The 21,272-nt window shown below is 72.5% G+C and carries 17 protein-coding genes, 1 pseudogene and 1 riboswitch; of the genes and pseudogenes, 11 read left to right on the top strand and 7 right to left on the bottom strand.

All coding sequences use genetic code 11. From position 1 onward, the window contains the following. Positions 1–3: 3 nt before the first annotated feature. Together HHL19_RS18310 and HHL19_RS18305 are read right to left on the bottom strand one after the other, a co-directional pair. Entirely contained in the window at positions 4–2,430 is a 2,427-nt protein-coding gene (locus tag HHL19_RS18310) for a polysaccharide lyase 8 family protein (RefSeq protein WP_169090868.1), read from the bottom strand. Between the two features lie 241 nt (positions 2,431–2,671). Beyond that, positions 2,672–3,802, bottom strand: coding sequence for a substrate-binding domain-containing protein (locus tag HHL19_RS18305; RefSeq protein WP_169090865.1), 1,131 nt, complete (start codon positions 3,800–3,802; stop codon positions 2,672–2,674). A gap of 38 nt (positions 3,803–3,840) precedes the next feature. On the opposite strand from HHL19_RS18305, the pseudogene HHL19_RS18300 reads away from it, so the two are divergent. Next, positions 3,841–4,513 (top strand): annotated as a pseudogene (locus HHL19_RS18300) (ergot alkaloid biosynthesis protein); the annotation flags it as partial. A gap of 184 nt (positions 4,514–4,697) precedes the next feature. Further along, positions 4,698–5,369 carry a DUF2238 domain-containing protein gene (locus HHL19_RS18295; protein WP_169090863.1) on the top strand — a complete coding sequence of 224 codons (672 nt, stop codon included), beginning with the start codon at positions 4,698–4,700 and terminating at the stop codon, positions 5,367–5,369. Between the two features lie 15 nt (positions 5,370–5,384). Here the strand turns inward: HHL19_RS18295 and HHL19_RS18290 are convergent, their stop codons facing one another. Together HHL19_RS18290 and HHL19_RS18285 are read right to left on the bottom strand one after the other, a co-directional pair. After that, positions 5,385–6,524, bottom strand: coding sequence for an NAD(P)/FAD-dependent oxidoreductase (locus HHL19_RS18290; RefSeq protein ID WP_169090861.1), 1,140 nt, complete (start codon positions 6,522–6,524; stop codon positions 5,385–5,387). Between the two features lie 199 nt (positions 6,525–6,723). Further along, positions 6,724–7,419 (bottom strand): TetR/AcrR family transcriptional regulator, encoded by a 696-nt coding sequence (locus tag HHL19_RS18285; protein WP_169090860.1) that lies wholly within the window; start codon positions 7,417–7,419, stop codon positions 6,724–6,726. Positions 7,420–7,667: 248 nt separating this feature from the next. On the opposite strand from HHL19_RS18285, the gene HHL19_RS18280 reads away from it, so the two are divergent. From HHL19_RS18280 to HHL19_RS18245, 8 genes are all read left to right on the top strand, one after another. Beyond that, a complete protein-coding gene (locus HHL19_RS18280) occupies positions 7,668–7,976 on the top strand; it encodes a hypothetical protein (protein ID WP_169090858.1) in 309 nt (102 codons plus the stop codon). A gap of 149 nt (positions 7,977–8,125) precedes the next feature. Next, positions 8,126–9,028 (top strand): hyaluronoglucosaminidase, encoded by a 903-nt coding sequence (locus HHL19_RS18275; protein WP_169090856.1) that lies wholly within the window; start codon positions 8,126–8,128, stop codon positions 9,026–9,028. Positions 9,029–9,030: 2 nt separating this feature from the next. Next, on the top strand, positions 9,031–9,189 hold the full coding sequence (locus HHL19_RS18270) for a hypothetical protein (protein WP_169090854.1): 159 nt from the start codon (positions 9,031–9,033) through the stop codon (positions 9,187–9,189). Between the two features lie 73 nt (positions 9,190–9,262). Continuing rightward, positions 9,263–9,748 carry a hypothetical protein gene (locus tag HHL19_RS18265; RefSeq protein WP_169090852.1) on the top strand — a complete coding sequence of 162 codons (486 nt, stop codon included), beginning with the start codon at positions 9,263–9,265 and terminating at the stop codon, positions 9,746–9,748. Positions 9,749–9,852: 104 nt separating this feature from the next. Further along, the gene (locus HHL19_RS18260) at positions 9,853–12,945 is read left to right on the top strand and encodes an NACHT domain-containing protein (protein ID WP_169090850.1); all 3,093 of its coding nucleotides are present in this window, start codon (positions 9,853–9,855) and stop codon (positions 12,943–12,945) included. 53 nt (positions 12,946–12,998) lie between these two features. Next, a riboswitch (cobalamin riboswitch) is annotated at positions 12,999–13,180 on the top strand. 29 nt (positions 13,181–13,209) lie between these two features. Continuing rightward, positions 13,210–14,250: an ABC transporter substrate-binding protein gene (locus HHL19_RS18255; RefSeq protein WP_169090848.1), complete on the top strand. Its 1,041-nt coding sequence runs from the start codon at positions 13,210–13,212 to the stop codon at positions 14,248–14,250. 101 nt (positions 14,251–14,351) lie between these two features. Next, the gene (locus HHL19_RS18250; protein WP_240981660.1) at positions 14,352–15,392 is read left to right on the top strand and encodes an iron ABC transporter permease; all 1,041 of its coding nucleotides are present in this window, start codon (positions 14,352–14,354) and stop codon (positions 15,390–15,392) included. Next, positions 15,389–16,174, top strand: coding sequence for an ABC transporter ATP-binding protein (locus HHL19_RS18245; protein WP_169090844.1), 786 nt, complete (start codon positions 15,389–15,391; stop codon positions 16,172–16,174). The genes HHL19_RS18250 and HHL19_RS18245 overlap by 4 nt, the downstream gene beginning before the upstream one ends. Before the next feature lie 46 nt (positions 16,175–16,220). On the opposite strand, the gene HHL19_RS18240 is transcribed toward HHL19_RS18245, so the two are convergent. The 3 genes from HHL19_RS18240 to HHL19_RS18230 form a co-directional block, all read right to left on the bottom strand. After that, positions 16,221–17,078 (bottom strand): PRD domain-containing protein, encoded by an 858-nt coding sequence (locus HHL19_RS18240; protein WP_169090842.1) that lies wholly within the window; start codon positions 17,076–17,078, stop codon positions 16,221–16,223. A gap of 133 nt (positions 17,079–17,211) precedes the next feature. Continuing rightward, complete coding sequence (locus tag HHL19_RS38135; RefSeq protein ID WP_169090840.1) at positions 17,212–19,347, bottom strand: glucose PTS transporter subunit IIA; 2,136 nt, start codon at positions 19,345–19,347, stop codon at positions 17,212–17,214. Positions 19,348–19,605: 258 nt separating this feature from the next. Then, a complete protein-coding gene (locus HHL19_RS18230) occupies positions 19,606–20,463 on the bottom strand; it encodes an NAD(P)H-binding protein (protein ID WP_169090838.1) in 858 nt (285 codons plus the stop codon). A gap of 87 nt (positions 20,464–20,550) precedes the next feature. Between HHL19_RS18230 and HHL19_RS18225 the strand changes: the two genes are divergently transcribed. Beyond that, the gene (locus HHL19_RS18225; protein ID WP_169090836.1) at positions 20,551–21,147 is read left to right on the top strand and encodes a TetR family transcriptional regulator; all 597 of its coding nucleotides are present in this window, start codon (positions 20,551–20,553) and stop codon (positions 21,145–21,147) included. Positions 21,148–21,272: the final 125 nt, after the last annotated feature.

The following is a 21,272-nucleotide window of genomic DNA, read 5'->3' as shown; positions in this document are numbered from 1 at the left end:
GCCTCAGGCGAGGCGTACCCGGACACGCTGGGGGGCTCCGGCGGTTCGGTCCAGGCCGGTGAAGGTGAGCGTCAGAGCCGAGCCGGTGGTGGTGACTGCGGTGACGGTGGGCGGAGTGGAGATCACGGCCGCGATCCGCTTGCTCCAGGTGATCCGCAAGGTGGCCGCCTGGCGGGCCGGGTCGGAGACGACGACGGTCGCCGTGCCGTCGCGGTGTTCGCGGACGAGGACGGAGGCGGGCGCGTCGGCGGAGAGCCCGCCGACGGCGCCCGCGGTCCAGAAGTTGACCGCGGTGAGACCGAGACGGGGTACGCGGACGCCCTGCTGCGAGCCGGTGTTGGCGAGGAGGTGCAGCCACCCCCTGTCGGCGGCTCGCCGGGCCGTCGCGGGGAGGCTCGCGCCGGGCATCAGTACGTACGCGTAGTCGGCGTCCGTCGGATCGGTGCCGTGGTCGGTGTAGAGGGTGAGGTAGCGGCGGGTGAGCGGGTCGGCGGGTCCACCGGTGTTGATGTCCCGCCAGGCGCCGGTGCGTTCCTCGCGTAGGGCGGCGAGGCTCAGTCCCCGGGGGAAGACGTAGCCGGCGTGCCCTTCGATGTGCGCCCAGCCGGCGTTCTCGAAGGTGCGCCGCACGCCCTGCCCGTCGGGCTGCACCCGTCCGTCGACGGTGAGTGCCGGGGTCTCCGCCGCCTTCAGGGCACGGTTGTCCACCGTGGTCTCCACCGCGTGGCCGTCGGTGGACGAGATGCCCGCGCCCAGGCAGACGACGGAGTCGTCCAGCCAGAACCACGACTTCTTCGCGTTCATCGTGGAGGACAGGCCCATGAGGTGCTGCCCGGTGGCACCGAACTCGCCGTCGGTCGTGCCGCCCACCCAGGCCGCGTCCGGCATGGGCTGGCCCCAGTTGCCGCCCTCGCCGTCGGCGAGCGGCTTGCGGGAGGCGGTGATGCCGGGGAGGCGGTACGGGTCGACCGTCGGCCAGTACGCGTCCGAGTACTGCTCCAGGCCGAAGTCGTCGCCCCACCAGGAGAGCCAGCCGGCGCCCGTGTGGTAGCCGCGAGCGTGCTCGCCGTTGCCGTACTCGTAGTGGGCGACGCGCTTCGAGGCCATGGAGACCGAGGCGCACCACCCTCGGCGGCGGTGGGTGGCCCGGTCCATGTGGTGGAACAGCCGGTGCTGGACGGGCTCGGGCGCGGGCCCGGTCGAGGTGTCGTCCAGCAGGGACTGCAGCAGGGCGGCGCGTGCCAGGCTCAGCTTCGGGTTGCTCAGCGGCGGGGCGTGGTAGTCGCGCCGCATCCAGCCCTTGACCATGGCGCGCCACCGGGCGTTCTCGGCCTCGCTCGCGCCTTGTCCGACGAGCACGATGGTGGCGAGCAGGGCGTGTGCCCTGGTGTGGTCGGAGGTGCCGGCGCGGCTGATGCCGCGGGAGGACACGTTGTCCATGATCAGTCCGTTGTGGACGAACGGCGCGATGGCGTTGTCGACGGTGTCCAGGAAGAGCTGTGCGTCCGGGGAGGCCACCGGCCACGGCGACGTGCGCAGCAGCGCCATGAGCCGTCCGACGCCGTCGTGGAGGACGGAGCCGTATCCGCCGATGTAGGGGACGTTGCGGTGCTGGATGAACGAGCCGTCGGCGTAGAAGCCGTCGCCGGTGGTCACGTACGGGAACACGGGGTCGAGGGCGGCGACCGCGCGGGCGATCCGGCCGCCGTCCTCGCCGACGATCGCGCGCAGGATCACGCTGCGGCACAGGTCGACGCGGTTGGCGCCGGTGGAGGTGCCGGTGTACGCGTCGAAGACCGAGTCGGGCACGAAGTGGTCGACGGCCCGGCAGTACGCGGCGATCTGCTGGGCCGTCAGGTGGTCGTGGACAAGGACGCAGGTGTCCATCAGCGCCTGCGGGGCACCGATCTGCCAGTTCCACCAGTTGCCGTAGCGGACGGTCGTCTCGTTGTAGACCTGGGCGTGGAGGTGGTCGAGGCCGTCGAGGACCGCTCGCAGGACGGCGGGGTCGCCGGTGAGCCCGGTGCCGGGCTGGGCCCACGCCTGGGCGAGGGTCCCGATGCGGTGGTAACTGTCTTTCATCTTGGCGGAGTAGGCGTACGACTCCGCGTCCGTGTCCGGCTCCGGGTCCCGCCACACCGCGTCCGGCCACAGCGATCCGTCGGCGGGGGCCATGGTCGACAGGTACGTCCGGGCGGTCCTCCCCAGGTCGGCGAGGAGGCTCCTGAAGGGCTCGGCGGTGGGGCTGAAGCCGGTACCGAGGAGGAGTTCGCGCCATCTGGCGCGCAGTGCGGCGAAGTCCTGGGGGCCTCCGGTCGTCGCTGCGGCCGGGGTCGCCCCGGCCGTGGCGACGGCGGTGCCGGCGCCGAGGCCCAGAGCGGTGCCTGCGGTCATCTGGAGAAGGGTGCGGCGGCGCAAGGATGAGGACATGGCGGACCAGCCTTTGCGGGAAGTCGGGGCGGGAGCGGTGGAGTTCGGCTCGGGGCTCGGGGCCTTCCGCACGCAGCCTGCGCAAGCGCTTTCTAGCCGTCAAGGGACGAGGGCGACTCGGGCAGTATTCGGTCACTCCGCGTGGACGCGCCGGTCGGCGCCCGCGTCGTACGGGCGGACGGGCGGAAGACGGAGGGACGGACGGACAGAGAGGCGGAGGGACGGAGGGACGGAGGGACGTCTACCGCGGGCATCCTTCGGGCGCCTCGTGGCTCTCGGACACCCGGCCGGCGCCGCAGGAGTCCCGGACCACCAGTCGCGGCAGCCACTCGACCGCGGAGTGCGCGGCGTCGGGGTCCTCCAGGCGGCGCACCAGCAACCGGACCGCCGCCTCGCCGACCGCGAAGGTGGCCGGGCTCACGGAGGTCAGGGGCACGTCCGCGAGCGCGGCCAGCTCGTCGTTGTGGCACACGAGCGCGAAGTCCTCCGGCACGCGCACGCCGTGGGCGCGGAGCCGGTGCAGGAGGTTGACCGCGTCGATGTCGGTGTGGACGAGCCCGGCGCGGATCTCCCCGGCATCGATGCCGGCCAACAGGCGGTCCCCGCCGATGTCGTCGGGGTGACCGCCGGGGCCGTCCGGATCGGGCGAGAGGTCGTCCTCGGGAAGGCCGAGCGCCCGGATCGCCGAGAGATAGCCCTCCCGTACCGCGGGCCTGGTGTGGGTGCGGCGGGCCAGTAGCGCGACGCGCCGGTGCCCGAGCCGGGCGAGGTGCCGGACGGCGAGCGCCGCTCCGCCCGCGTGGTCCGACACCACGCGGTCGAGGTGGGATCCGGGCACGCCGAGGGGGATCCGCCGCTCGACGAGAACGGCGGGGACCGGGGGTTCGGCGAACGGCGCCGCCTCCGCCTCGTCGGGACCGTCGGCCGCCCAGCTCGGCGCGAGCAGCAGACCGTCGACACCGGCGTCGAGCAGCGTGGCGACGTGTTGATGGTCCCGTGCCGAGGTGTAGTCGGTGACGCCGACGAGCAGTCGGACCCCCACGTCGGCGGCGGCCCGGCGGGCTCCCTGGATGACCGACCGGAAGTAGTAGTCGGAGACGGGCACGACCATGCCCAGGACGAGGCCGCCCCGCGCGTTCGGCGGGGTACGGCGGGCGAGGCGGGCGTCGCGGGCGTTGAGCGGCGCGGTCGGCCAGGTGACGGTGCCGTGCAGCCGCCGTACGCGTCCCACCGCGGCCAGCGCGGCCACGTCGCGTCGGGCGGTCTCCACCGAGACGCCGAGACCGGCGGCGAGTTCGCTGACGCGTACGCTCTCCCGTTCGCGGACGAGCCGCAGGATCCTGCCGTGTCGCTCCTCCACGCTCTCTCGCAACGGTGCCGCCTCCTCGTTCCGGTCGGTTGGTCGCGGGCGCAGCCTAGTGCCGCCGGGCCACCCCGGTCGCCGGCACCGAGGCGGTCCCCTTCGACTGGTACGAACCCGCCACCCACGCGGCCGCCCTCGACGGAGTCGACCGCGTCTACCTGATACCGCCGCTCGGTGACTCCGACCCCGCGGCGACCATGCTGCCGTTCCTCCACCGGGCCCGCGCCGCCGGCGTGCACCGCGTGGTGCTGCTGAGTTCCTCGGCCATCCCCCAGGGCGGCCCGGCGGTGGGAGCGGTCCACCGAGCCCTGCCCGGGCTGTTCGAACAGTGGGCGGTGCTGAGGCCTTCGTGATTCATGCAGAACCTCAGCGGCGAGCACGCGCACGCTCGCAGCGTGCGCGACGAGGGCGCCATCCGGACCGCCACCGCGAGCGTCCGGGTCGGCTTCGTCGACGCCGAGGACGTCGCGGCCGTCGCCGTACGCGCGCTGACGGACGAGCAGGCGCCCGACACCGATCTCGTCCTCACCGGACCCGAGGCGCTCGGCTACGACGACATCGCCGCGATCATCAGCGACGTCACGGGGCGGCCCGTGCTCCACCACCGTCTGTCCTACGAGCAGATTGCGCGACCGCCTCGCCGCGCAACTGCCGGTGGCGTTCGCCATGATGCCGGCCGGCAGGGACCAGACCATCGCCGAAGGGAGGGAGATGCGCGTCGGCGGCCGAGGCCCCGGTCCGGGCATGTGGCGGCCTGCCGCCACCTCCCCGGACAGTCCGGCGGCCGCCCGTGCGATCGGCAGTCAACGAGCTACTCAGGCACATCAGTTGAGTAGGTGCACTCATGCCGAGCGTTCGTGGCGGCATGAGGATGTGCGCACACCCCGCACCCAAGGAGTCATCGATGTCCGCGTTCCGTCCGGCAGCAGACCTCTCCCCCGGCGAGCGGTCGGCCTCCCGCCGCCGGCTGCCGGCCGCGCTCGCGCTCGCCGTCGCCACGACGCTCGTGGTCTCGGCGTTCGGTGCGGCCGACCCCCTCACCTGGCTGCTGGAAACGGTGTGGGTGATGCTGGGCCTGCCGGTGATCGTGCTCCTGCGCAAGCGGTTCCCGCTCAGCGACCTGCTCTGCGGACTCCTGGCGGTACACGCGCTGGTGCTCATCGTGGGCGGGCACTACACCTACGCGGACGTCCCCGCCGGTGACTGGGTGCGCGACCTGCTCGGCCTGGAACGCAACCCGTACGACCGGCTCGGCCACCTCATGCAGGGCTTCGTCCCGGCCCTCCTGGTACGCGAGCTCCTCCTCCGGACGTCCCCGCTCCGCGGCAGCCGATGGCTCGCGCCGCTCACCGTCTGCGCCTGCCTCGCCTTCAGCGCGACCTTCGAGATCCTGGAGTGGCTGGCGGCCGTGACCGGAGGCCAGGCCGCCGATGCCTTCCTGGGCACGCAGGGAGACGTGTGGGACACCCAGTGGGACATGTTCTGCGCTCTGATCGGCGCCGTCTGTTCCCTGCTCCTCCTCAGCCGCGTCCACGACCGCGCCCTCACGCGTCTGACCTCCACCAGCCGGACGTGAACCCACCCGCGGGGGTTACGGGGCCGCCGGGCCGGTGGTGAAGAACGCCGCCATCCGCTCCAGCCCCCGGGGAGCGAACATGGTGTCCAGGCTCCGGGCGGAGTCGGCGGCGGAGGCCTCGCTGCGCGGGAAGAGGGCTTCCTCGTAGGCGGTCAGGGCCGCCTCGGTGTCGCCGGGGTGGGCGGCGATGGCCGTGGCGAGTTCGGCGCCGTCGAACATGGCGAGGTTCGCGCCTTCGCCGGCGAAGGGGGACATCACGTGGGCGGCGTCGCCGAGCAGGGTCACGCCCGGCACGCGGTCCCAGCGGTGACCCACCGGTAGGGCGTGGATGCGGCGCGGGGTCATGGTGTCCGCGTCGGCGATCAGGCCGCGCAGGGTCTCGTCCCATCCGTCGAAGCGGGCGAGCACGGCCCGCTTGGCCGCCGGCAGGTCGGTGAAGTCGACCGTGTCCAGCCAGCCCTCGTCCACCTTGAGGGCGGTGTAGACGTGCAGGCTGCCGTCGGTCTCCTTGTGGGCGAGGACGCCGCGCTCGCCGCCGAGGCAGATGAAGAAGCCGCCGCCGACGACGGCCGCGCTGCGCGGGTGGCGGGTGTCGGCCTCCAGCAGGTCGGTCTCGACGAAGGAGATCCCGGTGTAGGCGGGCTCGGCGTCGGAGAGCAGGGGCCGCACGCGCGACCAGGCGCCGTCGGCGCCGATCAGCAGGTCGGTGGTGAGGGCGGAGCCGTCGGCGAAGGCCACCTCGTGGCGTCCACCGTCCAGGGCGCGCACACCGGTGACCTTGGCGCCCCAGTGGACCGTGCCGTCGGGAAGGGAGTCGAGGAGCAGGTCGCGCAGGTCGCCGCGGTCGACCTCGGGGCGTCCGCCGGTGCCGTCGTCCTCCTCCGCGACGTGGACGGTGCCGTCGGGACCGAGCAGGCGCATGGCCTGGCCGCCCTCGTGGATGATGTCGAGGAACCCGTCGTAGAGGCCGGCGGCGCGCAGGGCCTTCTGGCCGTTCTCCTCGTGGATGTCGAGCATGCCGCCCTGGGTGCGGGCCTCGCGTGAGGCCTCCAGTTCGAAGACGGCCGCCTCGATGCCGTTGACGTGGAGGACACGGGCGGCGGTGAGGCCGCCGAGACCTCCGCCGATGATCGCGATGGGGTGGTGGGTGTTCATGAGGTCCTCCTGGGGGCGGTGAAGGGGTTGACGCTGCGGACGACGTGCACGGCCTGCCCTTCCAAAGTAACGAACATGTTCGTAGCGAACAAGTTCGTCGAGGGGTACGCCGTGCTCCGGGTCGCACGACGTCCGGGCCTGGCGCGACCTGGACCGGCCGCCCGAAGCGGGGACGCGCAGCCCTCAGGGCCTCATGCGATCAGCCGGTGGGATCCGGGACGGGGGTGTGGACGATGCCGTTGATCACGAGGTCGAAGCCCCAGGCCAGCCGGGCGTCCTGGGTGCCGGACAGCAGCGCCGGCAGGTGCGCCTTGATCATCGGGTGCCGGGTCTCGTCCGCCCCGTGCGCGGCGCGGGTAAGCGCGTCCCAGTCGTCCTGGCTCCTCGGGTCGCGTTCCTGGGTGCCGTGTTCCGCCGCGGTGGCGGTCGCGTACTGCAGGAGGTTGTCCACGCCCCAGGCGACCTGCTCGCGCGGGGCGCCGCTGCGGGAGAGCAGCAGCAGGAGGCGTTCGACCAGGTCGAGGTAGTTCGCCCCGCTCGGGCGGGCCACGAGCGCGGAGCGGGCCAGCTGCGGGTGCTCGAAGAGCAGGCGGGCGTAGGAGGTCAGGACGGCGACGAGGTCGTCACGCCAGCCGGTCCCGCCCTCGTCGGCGGGCAGGTCCACCTCGCCGAGGAGGGCGTCCAGGACGGCGGCGTGCAGCTCGGCGGTGTTGGCCACGTAGACGTAGAGCGAGGCGGGGCCGGTGTCCAGCTCCTGCGCCAGGCGCCGCATGGTCACCTTGTTCAGCCCCTCGGACCGCATGACCCGCACCGCCGCGTCGACGATCCCCCGCTGCGTGAGGGCGGGCTTCGCGGGTCGTTCTCGTCGGCTGACGGGTTCTCGCTTCGTGGTCATACACCGATCGTAACGAACGCGTTCGCGCACCGAAGCGTGCCGCGGGCGGCGCGTGGAGCCCCGCTTCGACCGCCTCGCGCGACACCCGACACCCCTTCGATCCGGCCAAATAACGTTCCCCGCAACGAAGTTGGGCACTTTCAGGTTTCTTCGGCGTTCTTGTGGGACTCGTCTTCGGGGACTCCGACGCGCTGTTAGCTTCTCCTCCGGATCGAGACACGCTCCATGACCAGGGAGACGAAACGAGAATGAAGAGATCCTTCTTACGTCTGGCTCTCGCGTTCACCGCAGTGCTCGGCCTGATGGGCCTGGGCAGCGTGGGCACGGCATCGGCGGCCGGCACGGCGGTCGCGACGACCCAGTACTTCAGCGGCTTCGGCACCGGGTCGAGCGTGTGGACGGCCGAATCCTCCGCATACAACGACGCCTACACGAAGGCGTCGTTCGCCGGTTACGCCCGTTACACGTGCCGCCAGTCCGGCATCCCGTACACGCGGCAGATCAGCCCGTACATGTACTGGTCGAACGTCACGGTCTCGTGCACGAAGTGGACCTGAGGGCCTGACTGCCTGAGCTCCCTGAGCTCCTGAGCTCCTGAGCTCGCGGCCAGCCGTCAGCCGGGCGGCGGCGTCCGTTCGCTCTGGCGCGGGCCGTCGCCCGGGCGTAGCCTGCCGGACTGTCGATCACGGCGGGACGAGGAGTGAGAGTGACCAGTACGCGCAGGCTGTTCCTGGGGGCGTTCACGGCGGGGGCCGTGACGGTGGCCACCGGTGCGGGAACCGCGTCCGCCGCCGAGCAGGCCGAGGGGGACGTGACGTACCCGGGCGAAGTGCTGGCCCGCAACTTCCGCACCGAGGGCGGTACGACGTCGACGTTCCGGACCGTGTCCACGACCGCGACGTCGAAGCTCCACGCCCTGACCGTCCACCAGGCCGGTGTGGCGGGCAACGGTGTCGCGCTGAACGTCGTCTCCCACAACCCGAACGACTCGGCGATGTACCTGTCCGGGACGGAGAAGAGCAGGGGCACGCTGAAGATCCTGCACCGGGGCCACGCGGACGCCTCCGACGCGGGAGCCGCGGCCATCTCCGTCTATCTCGACACCGACGGCGTCACCGACGAGTCGGGCGGCACCGCCGCCCAGGGCATCTTCGTCACCCACTCCACCGGCCCCACCAGGGGAAATCTCCTCACGCTGCGGAACAACGGCGTGGACGACCTCGTGGTCAAGGGCTCCGGCGCCGTCGGCATCGGTGTCGCGATCGGCGCCACCCCGCGCGGCCGGGTGGAGATCGCCCAGCGCACCTCCCCCATCGGTCTGCTGATGCAGGCCAACGAGGACAGCGCCAGCCGCCTGATCGAGATACGCGACCGGACGGGCACCGCGAAGCTGCGGGTGCTGAACAGCGGCGCGCTGGCCGCCCAGAACGCCATGTTCGGCGTCACGAGCGGCGAATCGTACGGTGGCGGCGACGGCGTGATCGGCATCCGCAACGCCACGACCGTCCCGACCTCCGACCCGGCCAACGGCGGCGTCCTCTACGCCGAGGGCGGCGCGCTCAAGTGGCGCGGCCCCTCCGGTGCCGTGACCGAGATCGGATCGGCCTGACCATGGAACTGACCCCCCAGCAGCTCGTGGCCGAGTTCCAGGACGCCGTGATGGAGCTGTACTTCGCCCGCAAACGCATCACCCTCCTGGAGGCCGAGAACGCCGCCCTGCGGGAAAGCCTGGCCCGCACCGAGCGGACAGCCGAACCGGACGATTCCTGAACGACCTGGGGCCGCCGAGTCGGGCGATACGGTACGAGTCCGGGGACGGCAGGTGAGGAGAGGGCGGGCGCGGATGTCGGAGCAGACATGGGTGGAGCTCGCCCGTGCGGGTGGAGCCGCTGTCGTGCGGGCTGCGGGCACGGATGCGTGGGCCGGGCTGCGGGAGGCGCTGGCGCGGTGGTTCGGGCGGGGGGACGAGCAGCGTCACCGCACTGAGCTGGAGCTCCTGGACCGTACCGCCGCGGAGCTCCTGGGAGCGCAGGAGGGTGGCGCGGCGGACGCGGCACATGCGCGCGCCGATGGCGACCGGGTGTGGAGGTCCCGCATCGAGCGGCTGCTCAAGGAACTGCCGGAGCACGAACGGCGGCGCGCGGCGGAGGAGCTGCGCGAACTGCTGCGACACCACGCACCGCACTACGCGAACGAGTCGGGCACGGGCGGGATCGCGGTACAGGAAAGCCTGTGGATCCATGCCGAGCAGACGTCGATCGCGGCCGGCGTCGTGAACGGGAATGTGACGGCTTCCTTCCCTCCCGTGCCGGATCCGATCCAGGGCTGAACGGACCGGCAGCCGCTGACACGAGCCCACCCCACACCGCCGCGGGCGACGCGCACGCGGGTCACCGAGGCGGCGGCGTCCATGTCCATGCCGCCCATGGCAGCGTGGCCGTCGGCCGAGCCGAGGATGTGCATCTCCACGCCCCCACCGCGGACGGGGACCCACCCGACGTGGTGGTGCACGCCTACGAGGTGGCCGGCGACATCATCTATCAGCAGGCCGGCCCGTCGCGCTCGGATCGGGAGCCCGCACTCGTCTTCCTCCTGGGAGTCGTCCTCGCCGTCGTCTTCGCCTGGAACGGTACGCAGCCGGGTTCGCGGACCGCGGACTGGTCCGCGGCCGCGGCCTGCCTGGTGCTGGCAGCCGCAGCCGGTGTCGCCCTCGTACGGGGGCGACGCCGACGCCGGCCCGCAGACGGGCACCCGTCGCCCAGAGAGCTGCGCAGAGCGTCCTCGTCACTGGCGCGCGCCCTCGCGGCGCAGTACGCGTGGGACGAGGCCGGTGTCCGCCTGCACGACCCCGGTCCGCTGCCGGTGCGCTGGACGGCGGCACCGCGCGGCATCGGGGACCACGCGGCGAACCTCGCGGGCCCCGGGCGGGAGGCGCCCCGGCTCGACGGCTCCTTCTCCGGCATCCTCGCGACGTACGAGGGGCTGCCGCACGGCCGCCTCGTGGTCCTCGGCGACGCGGGTGCCGGAAAGTCGGTCCTCGTCCTCCACCTGGCCGCCGAACTGCTGGCACGGCGTGGGGAACGCGATCCGGTGCCGGTCGTGTTCCCGCTCGCGTCGTGGGACCCCTTGGAAGGAACGCCACTGTGGTGGTGGGCGGCCGGACGGCTGGCTCGGACGCATCCGAGGATCCTCGGCGAGGACGGCTCCGGCTCCTCGGCCCAGAGCACCGCTCACCGGCTCATCACGTCCGGATACGTCCTGCCCATCCTCGACGGCTTCGACGAACTCCCCGCCGCCTCGCGCCGGAAGGCCCTCTCCCAGCTCTCCCGGAGCCTGTTGCCCGACGGCCGCTTCGTCCTCACCAGTCGCACCACCGAGTTCACCGACGCGTTGAACGACTCGGGGCTTCGCCTGCCCCGGACGGCCGCCGTCCAGCTCCGGTCGCTCGACATGGCCGACGTGCGTGCCTACCTGCCGCGCACCACCCGCGAGCTGGCCGACTCCACGACGAAGTGGGACCCGGTCCTGGACCGGCTCGCCGCGGCCGACGCCGACCCGGACGGCCAGGCGGCGCGGCACCTGCGCGAGGTGCTGCGCACCCCGCTCATGGTCAGCCTCGCCAGAGCCGTCTACAGCGACACCACCGCCCGCCCCGACGACCTCCTCGAACGGAGCGACCTCACCACCCGGAGCGCGGTGGAGCGGCATCTGCTGAGTGCTTTCGTCGATGCCGCCTATCAGGTGGACCCGGCAGCGGTGCCGGGACGTCGTGCCCCCATGACGTCCGGTCGCGCCCATCGGTACCTGGCCCGGCTCGCCCGCGGCCCCGGGCAGGACATCGCCTGGTGGGGCCTCGCAGCCGAGGTGCCGTGGACGTTCCGCACCCTGTTCGTCTCCCTTCCCCTGGGTCTGGTCCTCGCCGCGACGGTCGCCTCCACCTCCCTGCCCGTGCCGGGAGATCCGGGGGTCCCCGGTCTCGGACTCCGGGCGGCCGTTCTCGTCCTGATCGCGGCCGTGTGCGCCGGAGCGCTCGACTGGATCGCCGAGCGCGGGGGTGCCGCCCCCTACCCGCAGCGGCTGCTGTCACCCCGCGGGAGGGTGTTCCAGTCCCTGCGAGAGCGGCCGGCGGGAACCGTGCTCTCCGTGCTGATACCGGTGGGTGGGCTCGCCGTCTGGATCTGGGCCGTCGTACGCGGCAACGGTCTCGCCGTCCTCTTCGCCTCCTTCCTGCTGCTCATCCCGCTCACGGTGGTCTCGCGGGCCCTCACCGTCGTCCGCGGGCCCGCCGACGTCCAGCGAGGCGACCCCGTCACCCTGCTGCGCCAGGACCGTCGTACCGCACTGGTTCTGGCGCCTCTCTCCTTTCCCTACACGCCGTCCATGCCCTCCGCGCAGAAGGTGCTGCCCTTCCCGGTGGTCGCCACCATCCTGTTCTGGGGCTTCGGGCGCGGGGAGGACGCCGTCACCTCCTGGCGCTGGGCCACCGTGTGGGGCGCGTTGGCCCTGTGGTGGTGTCTGTGGAGCCTGGTCATGTCGGCGTGGGGCCACTACACGGTGGCACGGTGGTGGCTCGCCTCGACGGGGCGCCTCCCCCTGCGGCTCGCCGAGTTCCTCGCGGACGCGCACCGTCGCGGGGTGCTGCGCCAGACCGGCGGTGTCTACCGGTTCCGGCACGTCGAGCTGCGGCGCATGCTCGCGGCGGAAGCGGATCCGGAGGGCGACGCGGGACACGGTACGGGCCGGGCGCGGCGTGCCGGCGTCAGAGTCGTGGCCGCGGCGGCGGGCCTGACCGCCCTGGTCCTCCTGGCCGGCTCGCTGTTCACGGCCCCCGGCGCCATGGGACCGCTCCACACCCTCGCCCCGGCCTGCGAGCTGCTCCCGCTCCCGTCCGTACGCCCCCTCATGGAGCGCCCGGCGGTGGGCGGAGCGCCGCGCATCGACATCTTCTCGGACGCGAGGGGCTTCCTCGACGACGGCTTCAGGCAGCCGAGGCGCGCCGACGACAACCGCGCCCGTGCGCGCAGCTCCTGCGTGATGACGGAGCAGTCCCCGCTGCGGCCCACGACGGAGGTCACGCTGACCGTGGCCCTCGCGGCCGGAGCGGGGATGACGAAGAGCGCCCGGCGCGCACAGTACGAAGTGGACCACCCGGGGTTGCTCGTCACCCGGCAGCGGCATTCGGGCGCCGACTGGTCCCTGGCCACCGGTACGGAGCGGAGCTTCACCCGCTCCGGTCGGTCGGGCCCGTCCGATGAGCGCATCCCCGTCGGCTGGGCCCGCGGCCGCATGGGGAACGCGCTGGTGGCCGTGGACGTGGCGCTGGAGTTCGGCACCGAGCCGCAGGCCGAGCGGGCCGCGGAATCGCTCGCACGCGAAGTCCTCGAACGCATCCGCCGCACCTACGGCCTTCCCGCCGGACCGGTCCCCGGGGGAGCACCTCTCACGCGCGTCCAGCTCATCCACGACTCCCAGGACGTCCGGACCGCGTGGCGCACGCGCTCGCCGGTCAGCGGTCGCCCGTCCTGACGCGTGCCGCGGGGCGTGCGCGCGGTGCTCGCGCCCTTTTGACGGGGGCGCGGCGGATCGTAGGATCAACGGGTCATCACCGCGACGGGAGACAGGAAGCCGGTGCGATTCCGGCACGGTCCCGCCACTGTGACCGGGGAGTGCACCCTTCGGCATGCCACTGCGCCGTGCGTGGGAAGGCAAGGGGAGCGTCGATCCGGGAGTCAGGACACTGGCCTGTCGCGGGCCCGATCCGAGGAGCGCGGACTCCCCAGGAGGCTTCACTTGTACGACCGTTCCCAGCTGTTCACCCCTGCCCGCCGACGCCGCGCCCTGCGCGCCACGGCCTCGGCCCTCGCCCTGTCGGCGGCCCTGCTGACCGCCGGCTGCGGCTCGCCGCAGGACACCGCCCAGGACACGAAGGCCACGTCCGCGTCCGCGTCCGACGGGAACTTTCCCGTCACCATCGACAACTGCGGCGTGAGGACGACGTACGACGAGGCGCCCGCCCGCGTCGTCACCATCCACCAGCATCCGGCGGAGCTGATGCTCGCCCTGGGGCTGAAGGACCGCATGGTCGGCACCGCCTTCCCCGACTCCGCCGTCCTGCCCGAACTGCGGAAGGACTACGCGTCGATCCCGGAACTGGCAGAGCGGGAACCGTCCTTCGAGACCGTTCTGGACGCCGAACCGGACCTGGTGTACGGCGGCTACGGCAGCGCCTTCGCCGAGAAGGAGGGCCGCTCCCGCGAGGCGTTCCGGGACGCGGGCATCGACACCCATCTGAACCGCGAGTACTGCGGGAAGGAGCGGGTGACGATGGAGGACGCGTACGAGGAGATCCGTACCGTCGGCACGATCTTCGGCGTGTCCGACCGCGCGGACAAGCTGGTCTCCGACCTGCGGGCGAGGGTCGAGAAGGCCTCCGCCGCCGTCAGGGGCGAGCCCCCGGTGACCGTCTTCGTGTACGACAGCGGTGACAAGGCCGCCTTCACCGCGGGCGGCAAGAGCCTCGGCACCGAACTGATCCGGCTGGCCGGCGGCACGAACGTCTTCGCCGACCTCGACGACGTCTTCGGCGACGTCTCCTGGGAGCAGGTCGTCGACCGCGGGCCGGAGGTCATCGCGATCTACGACTACGCGGGCTCCGGAAGCGTCGAACAGAAGAAGGAGTTCCTGCTCGGCCAGCCCGCGCTGAAGGACGTGCCCGCCATCAGGAACAAGCGGTTCGTCGTTCTGCCGTTGACCGCCACCCTCGTCGGCGTACGGGCCGCGTACGCGGTGGACGATCTGGCCCGTGGCATCCGGCCGGAGAGCTTCCGGTGACGGCCCCGGTCACCGACGCCGCCCCCGGGCGGGCCGCGCGACCGGGGAGGCAGGACGACAGGCGGGCCGGGCCGGGCCGCCCGGGCGGTGACGATCCCGGCATGGCCCGTCTCGCCGTCGTCCTCGTGGTCCTGGCCGTCGTGCTGGTGGTCTCCGTCACGGCCGGCCTGGCGATCGGTTCGGTGCGGGTGCCGCCCGGCCAGGTGTGGGGCATCGTGACGCACGCGCTGGGCGCCGACTGGGTGGAACGGGACTGGTCGCGGGCGCGCGAGACCATCGTGCTGGACGTCCGCGCGCCCCGCGTCCTGCTCGGAGCCGTGGCCGGCGCCGGACTCGCGGTCGTGGGGACCGCCCTGCAGGCCCTGATCCGCAACCCGCTCGCCGAGCCCTACCTGCTCGGGGTCTCCTCCGGGGCGTCCCTGGGCGCCGTGACGGTGATCGTGTTCGGGGTCACCCTGTTCGGGCCGGTGTCGCTGTCGGTCGCCGCGTTCGCGGGCGCGCTCGGGGCCCTGCTCCTCGTCTACACCACGGCGCGCACCGGTGGCAGGATCACCTCGGCTCGGCTGGTCCTGTCCGGTGTGGCCGTCGCCGCGGTGCTCACCGCCGTACTGGACCTGCTGCTGCTCACCACCGACCGGGGCAACGAGGCCCGCGCGGTCCTCGCCTGGACCCTCGGCGGCCTCGGCGGCGTCAACTGGGGAACACTGTGGCTGCCCGGCGCCGCCCTGCTGCTCGGCGTCTCCGTCCTCCTCGTGCAGGCGCGCAACCTGAACCTTCTGCTCGCCGGTGAGGAGGCGGCCACCACGATGGGCCTGGACGTGGCCCGCTTCCGCGCCCGCATGTTCGTCCTGCTGTCCCTCGTCACCGGCGTCCTCGTCGCGGCGTGCGGACCGATCGGCTTCGTCGGCCTGATGCTGCCGCACATCGTCCGCCTCGCCGTCGGCGGCGACCACCGCCGCGTCCTGCCGGCCGCCGCGCTCGGCGGCGCGGTCTTCCTCGTCTGGGCCGACATCGCCGCGCGTGTCGTCGCCGCGCCCATGGAGATACCCGTCGGCGTGCTCACGGCCCTGTGCGGCGGACCGTTCTTCCTGTGGCTGATGCGCCGCGACGCCCGCAGGGGCACCGACCGAGGAGGGGCGTGACCGCCACCGAACTCGTCGTCGACGGCGTCACCCTGACCGTCGGCGCCCACCGCCTCGTCGAGGACGTGTCCCTGACCGCGCGCCCCGGCGAGGTCATCGGCCTCGTCGGTCCCAACGGGAGCGGCAAGTCCAGCCTGCTGCGCGCCGTCTACCGCGTCCTGCGCCCCGCCGCGGGCCGGGTCGGCGTCGACGGCGCCGACGCCTGGGCGCTGCCCGTACGGCACCTGGCCCGCACCGTCGCGGCCGTGGTGCAGGAGCCGGGCGCCGACTTCGACCTCTCCGTGCGTGAGGTCGTCGCCATGGGCCGCACCCCGCACAAGCGGCTCCTCGACGGAGACACCCGCGAGGACGCCGAACTGGTCGGTGCGGCCCTGGACGCGGTGGACGCCACCGACCTCGCCCACCGCCCCTTCGACCGGCTCTCCGGCGGCGAACGCCAACGCGTCCTCATCGCCCGCGCCCTCGCCCAGCGACCGTCCCTCCTCGTCCTGGACGAGCCGACGAACCACCTGGACATCCGCCACCAGCTGGACGTCCTGGGCACCCTGCGGAAGCTGCCGGCCACGGTCCTGGTCGCCCTGCACGACCTCAACCTCGCCGCGTACTACTGCGACCGCCTCTACGTCCTGCGGGACGGCAGGGTCACCGCGTCGGGCCCACCGGTGGAGGTCCTCACGCCCCGGCTGCTGTCCGAGGTGTACGGGGTGGAGAGCGAGATCACCGTCCATCCGCGCACCGGCGCGCCCCAGGTGACCTTCCTCCCCTCCGAGCCCCGTCCGTGAGTGCCGGAAGCCGGGGCCGGCGCTCGTGGCGGGAGCGCCGGGCGCCTCATGCCGCGCTGCCGTCCGGCTCCGTCTCCGTGGTCATGCGGGCGACGTGGAGCGCCAGGTAGGAGACCTCGTCCTCGCTCAGGTGCGTGCCCAGGCGCAGCTCGACGATCGTGGCCAGCTGCTGCGCGGTGCGGGTCGCCTCCGGGTAGTGGCGGCGGATGCCCTGGCCGATCGTGGACTCGTGTCCCTTCAGCTGCCGGTGCTGCTGGATCCGGACGAAGAGGTAGCGCACGTGGGTGATGAACCGCGCCGCGCTCATCGACTCCTGGGAGACCGACAGTCCGTGCCGTTCCCTGACGACGGCGAGCATCTGGTGGATGACGCCGGTCATCGTGTACGTGAAGGACAGGTCACCCGTGGCGAAGCCCGCGTTCACCAGGTGCAGGGCGAGCGCGATCGCCTCGGGCGGCTCCAGTCGCGGGTCCACGCGTTCGTTGATGGCGGCGAGCAGGCGCTGGGCCTGGGCGTACTCGGTGGCGTACAGGGCCTGGACCTCGGCGCGCAGCGGGTACTCGACGGCGATGCCCCGCGCGGCGCGGTCCAGCGCGCCGGCGACGTGGTCGGCGACGGCGATGGCGAGGGTCGGCCGGGTGGACTCGCGGCCCTCGATGCCGGACTCGTCCAGGGCGATCACGACGGCCCGCAGGATCTCCTCGTCGATGAGGGAGAGGACCTCGCTCAGGTGGTCGGGGTCACGGCCGTCCGCCGGGACGAAGACGCGGACGATCAGCGCCGGGTCGACCGGCTTGCCCTGACGGGAGCTGAAGCCGATGCCGCGCCCGGTGAGGATGACCTCCTGGCCCTGGTCGTCGCGCGCGAGGACCACGTTGTTGTTGAGGACACGCAGCGCCTTCACAGCCTGCTCTCCTTGTCGTCCGCGGTCCGTTTCTCCCCCAATGATCCCGCATGCTCCGCGGGAGCCTCGCCGAGGCCGTGCGGGTACGCGCTCCGCGGGGTGCGCGTACCCGCGACGGGTCGGTGGCCGCCCGTCACCGCCGTACGGTCACCACGGGCGCGCCGACGGCGACGTCCTGCCCGGTGTGCGGCTCGACCGAGGCGAGCTCCGCGGTGTTGGTGACGGTCATGAGGGTGACGGTCGGGTGCTCCGCCGCGCGGACCGCGTCGAGGTCGACCTCGACGAGCAGGTCTCCGGCCCGGACCTGCCGGCCGGCCTCGGCCCGGACGTCGAAGCCCTCCCCCTGCATCTGCACCGTGTCGATGCCGACGTGGATGAGGACCTCGACGCCGTCGGGGGTACGGATGCCGAAGGCGTGGCCGGTGTCGGCGACGACCATCAGGTCTCCGTCGACCGGGGCGACGACCCGGCCGTCGGCCGGCTCGATGCCCACGCCCTCGCCGAGCGCGCGGGAGGCGAAGACCGGGTCCCCGACCTCGTCGAGGTCGACCACACGGCCCGCGACCGGCGCGGCGAGCTGGATGCCCTTCCCTGCGGTGGCCTCCTCGGCGGAGGTGGAGATGGGGTTGGGGGTGGGGGTGGGGGTGGGGGTGGGGGTGGGGGTGGGGGTGGCGGGTGCCGCGGGCGAGCCGACCGCGGCGCTCGCGGGAGCGCCGACGGTGACGAGCTCGCGGGCGTCGGCCGTCTCGCTCTCCCGGGAGGCCGCCTCGGCGGCGTCGCGCTCGGCGTTGGCCCGGGCGCGGTCCTGCGGGGTGCGGAAATCGGAGAAGTACACGAGTGCCATGGCGGTGAAGAAGGACGCCGTGATCGCGATGACGTAGACCGGCATCGGGTCGAAGACCGGGATGGTCAGCAGCGAGGTGAAGGCGAAGGCGTTGGTGTCGACGCCGCCCAGGACGCCCACGATGACGCCGCCGACGAGGCAGCCGACCAGCATGCGCGGGTAGATCCGCTTGAAGCGCAGGTGGATGCCGTACAGCGAGGGTTCGGAGATGCCGCCGAAGAGGCCGGCGGCGAGGGCGCCGGTCGCGGTCTGGCGCATCTCCTTCTCGCGGTGGCGCACCGAGAGGAGCAGGACACCGGCGGTGGCGCCGAAGCAGGCGAAGTTCCAGGCGCCCATGGGGCCCTGGATGAAGTCGTAGCCGAGGGTGTTGATGTTCTGCAGCATGAGCGCGTTCAGCGGCCAGTGCAGGCCCAGCGGCACCAGGAAGGGGTAGAGCAGCGGGATCATGATCGCGAAGACGAGCGGCGCGTTGCCGTTCAGCCAGGACAGCCCCTCGCCGAGGCCGTTGCCGGCCCAGATGCCCAGCGGGCCGATGAGGAAGGCGGTCACCGGGATCATGATCAGCATGCTGAAGAACGGCACGAAGACCATGTGCACGCTCTCGGGGAAGACGCGCTGCAGGCCCTTGTAGACGAGGGCGAGCAGGGCGACCATCAGCAGCGGTACGAACACCTGGCCGCCGTAGTCGTTCAGCTGCATCGGCAGGCCGAAGACGTGCGCCACGGACTCCGTGGTGCCGAGCGTCTCGTTGGTGGTGGTCGTGACGCCGGGGATCTTGGAGTTGATCAGGCCCGTGAAGTTCGGGGTCATCACGGCGGCCATCACGGTGGCGCCCACCCATGGGTCGATCTTCAGCTTCTTCGCCGCGTTGTAGGCGACGAAGATCGGCAGGAAGTAGAGCACCGAGCGCCACATGGCGTCGACGAACACCCAGGTCGCGGACTTGTCCGCGGCACGGAAGTCGACCACGCCGAGGGCGTCGAGGACGGAGGCGATCGCGATGATCAGCGAGGAGCCGAGCAGCACGCCCATGAGCGGGCGGAAGGAGTCCGAGAGGTACTCGAAGAAGTTGTCGAGCCAGAGGTAGCGGCCGCGGCTCCTGGCCCGCGCCTCGGCCTTGACGTCCGCGTCCGACTTCGGCGGGGCCGTGCCGCCGTCCGTCATCGACGGCAGGTTCATGATCTCGGAGTAGACCCGTGCGACGGCTCCGCCGATCACGATCTGGAGGCGGTCGCCGGACTGCGGCACGGTGGCCATGACGCCGTCGAGGGCGTCGAGCGCGGCCGTGTCGGCCTTCGCCCCGTCGTGGAGCTGGAAGCGGAGCCTCGTCGCGCAGTGCGTGAGGCTCTCGACGTTCTCGGCTCCGCCGACGCCGCGGAGGATGCGCTCCGCCGGCGTGCCGTGACCGGTTGCGGGTGTGTTCATGATGCTTCCTTGCATCCTCGGGCTGCTGCCGTCCTGCTTCTGTCCGCGATCTCTCACGCCCGGATCCGGGCAACAAAAAAGGCCCGGGTCGCGCACACGGCGCTACCCAGGCCTTGCCTTCCCTCGGGCGGCACACCGCCATGGCGTCGCGTGGGCGACGAAGGCGGAGGCCTCGGGAAGTAACAATCCTGCGATCGAGATCGATCGGACGATACTTTAACACCGGGATTCGTCGGTACGGGCTCACCGGCGACGAGGTCACGTACTTCGGGTGAACGCGGCGGCATGGTCGGCCGCCCATTGGTGGAAGGTCCGTGCGGGTGTCCCGAGGATGTCGGTGACCGCGGTGGTGAGGTACGCGGGCCGTCCCACGGCGGCGCGCCACGCGGCGAGCAGCATGTCGACGGCCGAGCTGGGCGCCGTCCCCTCCCACAGGTTTCGGAACTCGTCCGGCGTGATCTCCTCGTAGGCGATCCGGCGCCCCAGGGCGTCACCGATGACGTCCAGCTGCGCGGCGTGCGTCAGGGACTCGGGGCCCGTCAGGACGTAGTCGCCTCCGAGGTGTCCGTCCTCGCAGAGCGTGCGTGCCGCCACGGCCGCGATGTCGCGGTCGTCGACCGGGGCCGACTCGGCGGCACCGTAGGGCCACCGGACGACATCGCCGTTCCGGATCGCGGGCGCCCACCAGGCGAGCGCGTTCGACGCGAACATCCCGGGACGGATGACCGTCGTGTCGAGCGTGGTGGCCGCGAGGAGCCGCTCGATGTGGGCATGCAGTGCCGCCATGGGATTGGGCTGCTGGAAGAAGGGGTGCGGCGTCTGGTGGGGGGAGGAGAGGAAAACGGCCCGCCGCACCTGGGCCGCCGCCAGCCGCTCGATGACCGGCTCGGCGGTCGGAGGCGGCGCGGTCCAGACGAGGAAGACCGCATCGGCGCCCTTCAGCGCCGGATCGAGGGACTCGGGGTCGGTGAGGTCGCCGGTGAAGACCTCGACGGTCGACGGCAGCGTCGCCGCCGCCTCGGCGCGACGGACGAGGGCGCGAACCGGCACGCCCACGTCGAGGAGTCGGTCGACGACGACGCGGCCGACCCGGCCCGTCGCGCCGGTGACGAGCACGGGAGAACTGTTTGTGTGAGGCACATCGCCCATCGAAACGTTACTCGGTTAAAAAAGCAACCTGGTAATAAATGTTACTGTGGCCGGATGAGCGAGTCGACGGGGCTGCGGACCCGCAAGAAGCAGCGGACGCGCGAGGCCATCGGCGACGCGGCCGTCTCACTGTTCCTGGAGCGCGGCTTCGACAGCGTCTCGGTCAACGAGATCGCCGCGGCGGCCGAGATCTCCAAGCCGACCCTCTTCCGGTACTTCCCCACCAAGGAAGACCTGGTGCTGCACCGGTTCGCCGACCACCAGGGCGAGGCGGCGCGCGTCGTACGCGACCGCACGCCCGGCACCGAGCCGATGGCGGCGTTGCACCGGCACTTCCGGGCCGGCCTCAACCGCTTCGATCCCGTCACCGGCCTCGCCGATCATCCCGAGGTGGTGGCGTTCCACCGGCTGGTGTTCACCACACCGAGCCTGGCGGCTCGGCTCACGCAGTACCAGCTGGAGGACGAGGAGGCCTTGGCGGAGGCCCTCGGCGAAGGGATCCAGGCACAGCTGCGGGCCGCACAGGCGCTCGCGGTCCGGCGGGTGCTCGCACGGACCAACTGGCAGAGGATCGCCGACGGACGCACCGCCCACGATGTCCACCCCGAGGCCGTGGCCGACGCCGACCTGGCCTTCGGCCTGCTGCGGTGACCGGCGGCATCGGCGCCGGGGCTGGCCCCGGGAGCGGGCGGGGGTCGGCCGCGTCCAGGCTCAGCCCCTGGTACGACACCGGCGGCACCGTCGGCCACGCCGGCCGAGCCGCTGCCGCCGTGGCC

This window comes from Streptomyces sp. R302, assembly GCF_012927245.1.
In the GTDB taxonomy this organism is placed as follows: Bacteria; Actinomycetota; Actinomycetes; order Streptomycetales; family Streptomycetaceae; genus Streptomyces.
The sequence above is the reverse complement of the archived record's forward strand: the minus strand, read 5'-3'. Positions and strand labels throughout refer to the sequence as shown.

What these genes read in the sequence shown, in the direction of transcription:
- HHL19_RS18310 (WP_169090868.1), bottom strand. Translation starts at nt 2,430, where the DNA reads ATGTCCTCATCCTTGCGCCGCCGCACCCTTCTCCAGATGACCGCAGGC.
- HHL19_RS18295 (WP_169090863.1), top strand. Translation starts at nt 4,698, where the DNA reads ATGTCCGCGTTCCGTCCGGCAGCAGACCTCTCCCCCGGCGAGCGGTCG.
- HHL19_RS18290 (WP_169090861.1), bottom strand. Translation starts at nt 6,524, where the DNA reads ATGAACACCCACCACCCCATCGCGATCATCGGCGGAGGTCTCGGCGGC.
- HHL19_RS18285 (WP_169090860.1), bottom strand. Translation starts at nt 7,419, where the DNA reads ATGACCACGAAGCGAGAACCCGTCAGCCGACGAGAACGACCCGCGAAG.
- HHL19_RS18280 (WP_169090858.1), top strand. Translation starts at nt 7,668, where the DNA reads ATGAAGAGATCCTTCTTACGTCTGGCTCTCGCGTTCACCGCAGTGCTC.
- HHL19_RS18270 (WP_169090854.1), top strand. Translation starts at nt 9,031, where the DNA reads ATGGAACTGACCCCCCAGCAGCTCGTGGCCGAGTTCCAGGACGCCGTG.
- HHL19_RS18265 (WP_169090852.1), top strand. Translation starts at nt 9,263, where the DNA reads ATGTCGGAGCAGACATGGGTGGAGCTCGCCCGTGCGGGTGGAGCCGCT.
- HHL19_RS18250 (WP_240981660.1), top strand. Translation starts at nt 14,352, where the DNA reads ATGGCCCGTCTCGCCGTCGTCCTCGTGGTCCTGGCCGTCGTGCTGGTG.
- HHL19_RS38135 (WP_169090840.1), bottom strand. Translation starts at nt 19,347, where the DNA reads ATGAACACACCCGCAACCGGTCACGGCACGCCGGCGGAGCGCATCCTC.
- HHL19_RS18225 (WP_169090836.1), top strand. Translation starts at nt 20,551, where the DNA reads ATGAGCGAGTCGACGGGGCTGCGGACCCGCAAGAAGCAGCGGACGCGC.